Here is a 1890-nt window from a genome sequence, read left to right as displayed (position 1 = left end):
GATTCATGGTTTGACCATGAGGCCGACAAAGTGAGCTCGGCCGCCCCGGAAGAAAACCGCGTCCCGCAGCAGCAGGAGCCCGCCCAGCAGCCAACGGGGCAGCCGATTTACAACGGCGGCATGATGGATAACCAAACCTTGCTTTTGATGGGCGGCGGGTTCGCCGTCCTGATGCTGGCAATGGTGTTATTGATGCGGGGTAAGTGATGCCAGTTGCAGCATTATTTTGGCCGTTGCTTATCGGCACCATTAGCTACTTCATGGGGGTGTTTACCAGTGAGAAGCTGGGCAACACGGTGCGGATTGGTATCGCGGTCGGCATGGGGTTCTGGCTGATGAAAATCACGGGGGTGATCAAGTAATGCTTGGCGCAATGACTTCACTCACGGGTGGCGGCGGTTTGCAGGGCGGCAGTGCCGGGCCCTCGGCCGCCCACGGCAAGAACGACAACAAAACGGACTCCAAAAACGAATCCGGTTTTCGCGGCGGGTCTATCAACATGGGCAGCAACAACGGCATTCCGACATGGGCGTTACTGCTCGGCGGGATCGCCATTGCTTACATGGTGCTGAAAAAATGAGGCTTGAACCGTGTAAGTGGCAGGAAGCCAAAGCGGTATTGTCCCCAATCCTCGGGGACTATGCCGCCGAGGTACACCGCGAAGTGCTGGCAGGCAGGGAAGCCGTTTTTACCATTGGCGAATCGGTCACGCTATTGCGGGTCGAGCAGTACCCGAACGGCGATCTCGAATTGGTGGCGGTCGGCTTTGTCGGTGACTTGCGCCAAGGGGCGAAGGTGCTGTTTGACTACGGGCAGCAATTGGGCTGCCGCTTTATCCGTTGCCACACCCAACGCCCGGCACAACTGCGATTCCTGCGAATGATTGGCTTGCCCGTGTACCCGGATGGGTGGGACGAAGACGGATATTTGATGATTAAGGCAGAGTATGGGCGGGAAAAGTAGCAGTTCAAACAAAACCACCACGACCACCAATACCACCAACAATACCAAGAATGTCAGCGGCTCGGCGGCCGCGAGCGGTGACAACAACGGGTTGATGGTGTCGGGCGTGGCCGATTCGACATTCAATGTCAGCATGACAGACCACGGGGCAATGGAAATGGCCGCCGGGTTGGGTGAGTTGGCATTGTCCAGCAATACCAAAGTCAGCACCAAGGCACTCGACGGGATGGAAGATGTTGCCAAGGCCGCATTGGACAGTAACGAGGGTGTATCAAAGGCCGCGCTCGACATGGGCGAGCGATCTATCCGCGAGGCGATGGACTTTGGCCGCGATACCGTCAGCGATGCGATGGCGTTTGGGGAAAGTGCCCTTGAACTCAACAGCAAGGTTTCAGCCAATGCGATCGACAGCGTGAGTGATGCCCACCATGAAAATTTGCAGATGGTTGCAGGCTTGGCGGGCAATCAAGCCTCGCAGAACAGCAAGAACCTGAAAGCCCTCAAGGAATTGGCAGAAATGAAAGTGGACGGCGGGCAGGTCGCGACCAGCCGCCAGATGACCATTATTGTCGGCATGGTGATGTTGGGACTGGTCGGCATCTTTTTTGTTAAGGGGAAGCGATGAGTTTTCAACAGTACATGCAGCCGCGACAGCGTTGCCAGTTTCAGGCGGTCGGGGAATTTCTGTTTGTCGAAGCCTGCGACGGGTCGGTGCAGATCACCACCGAGCGCGGCGAATACCGATTGAAGCAGGGCGCGCAGATCATCGACCCGCGTTTGTCCGGCCGGGTGACGGTCGAGAACATGGGCGAGGCGGGCAACGTGATGATTGTCTGCGGTTATGGTCGCTATGTACCGCCGTCCGATGGGCGCGAGGTCGAAGTCACTGCCATGCCGAGGGTTACGCTGGCACCGAATCAGCCGCTT

The 1890-nt window shown here is 57.5% G+C and carries 5 protein-coding genes and 1 pseudogene; all 6 read left to right on the top strand.

Features of this window, described 5'->3' with window-relative positions:
- Window positions 1-207 (top strand): hypothetical protein (locus tag ABT56_RS24350; protein ID WP_047881214.1); only part of this gene is annotated, 207 nt, incomplete at its 5' end.
- The gene (locus tag ABT56_RS24145) at window positions 207-362 is read left to right on the top strand and encodes a hypothetical protein (RefSeq protein WP_157037954.1); all 156 of its coding nucleotides are present in this window, start codon (window positions 207-209) and stop codon (window positions 360-362) included. The genes ABT56_RS24350 and ABT56_RS24145, both read left to right, overlap by 1 nt.
- Window positions 362-580 (top strand): hypothetical protein, encoded by a 219-nt coding sequence (locus tag ABT56_RS22810; protein WP_047881213.1) that lies wholly within the window; start codon window positions 362-364, stop codon window positions 578-580. The genes ABT56_RS24145 and ABT56_RS22810 overlap by 1 nt, the downstream gene beginning before the upstream one ends.
- On the top strand, window positions 577-963 hold the full coding sequence (locus tag ABT56_RS22805; RefSeq protein ID WP_047881212.1) for a hypothetical protein: 387 nt from the start codon (window positions 577-579) through the stop codon (window positions 961-963). Before ABT56_RS22810 ends, ABT56_RS22805 begins: the two co-directional genes overlap by 4 nt.
- Window positions 947-1588: a hypothetical protein gene (locus tag ABT56_RS22800; RefSeq protein WP_047881211.1), complete on the top strand. Its 642-nt coding sequence runs from the start codon at window positions 947-949 to the stop codon at window positions 1586-1588. The genes ABT56_RS22805 and ABT56_RS22800 overlap by 17 nt, the downstream gene beginning before the upstream one ends.
- Window positions 1585-1890, top strand: a pseudogene (locus ABT56_RS22795) (hypothetical protein); the annotation flags it as partial. The gene ABT56_RS22800 and the pseudogene ABT56_RS22795, both read left to right, overlap by 4 nt.

This window comes from Photobacterium aquae, assembly GCF_001029445.1.
GTDB classification, from domain to species: Bacteria; Pseudomonadota; Gammaproteobacteria; order Enterobacterales; family Vibrionaceae; genus Photobacterium; species Photobacterium aquae.
The sequence above is the reverse complement of the archived record's forward strand: the minus strand, read 5'-3'. Positions and strand labels throughout refer to the sequence as shown.

Bases quoted from the DNA above. Each gene is read 5' to 3' on its own strand.
- ABT56_RS24145 (WP_157037954.1), top strand. From the start codon at position 207: ATGCCAGTTGCAGCATTATTTTGGCCGTTGCTTATCGGCACCATTAGC.
- ABT56_RS22810 (WP_047881213.1), top strand. From the start codon at position 362: ATGCTTGGCGCAATGACTTCACTCACGGGTGGCGGCGGTTTGCAGGGC.
- ABT56_RS22805 (WP_047881212.1), top strand. From the start codon at position 577: ATGAGGCTTGAACCGTGTAAGTGGCAGGAAGCCAAAGCGGTATTGTCC.
- ABT56_RS22800 (WP_047881211.1), top strand. From the start codon at position 947: ATGGGCGGGAAAAGTAGCAGTTCAAACAAAACCACCACGACCACCAAT.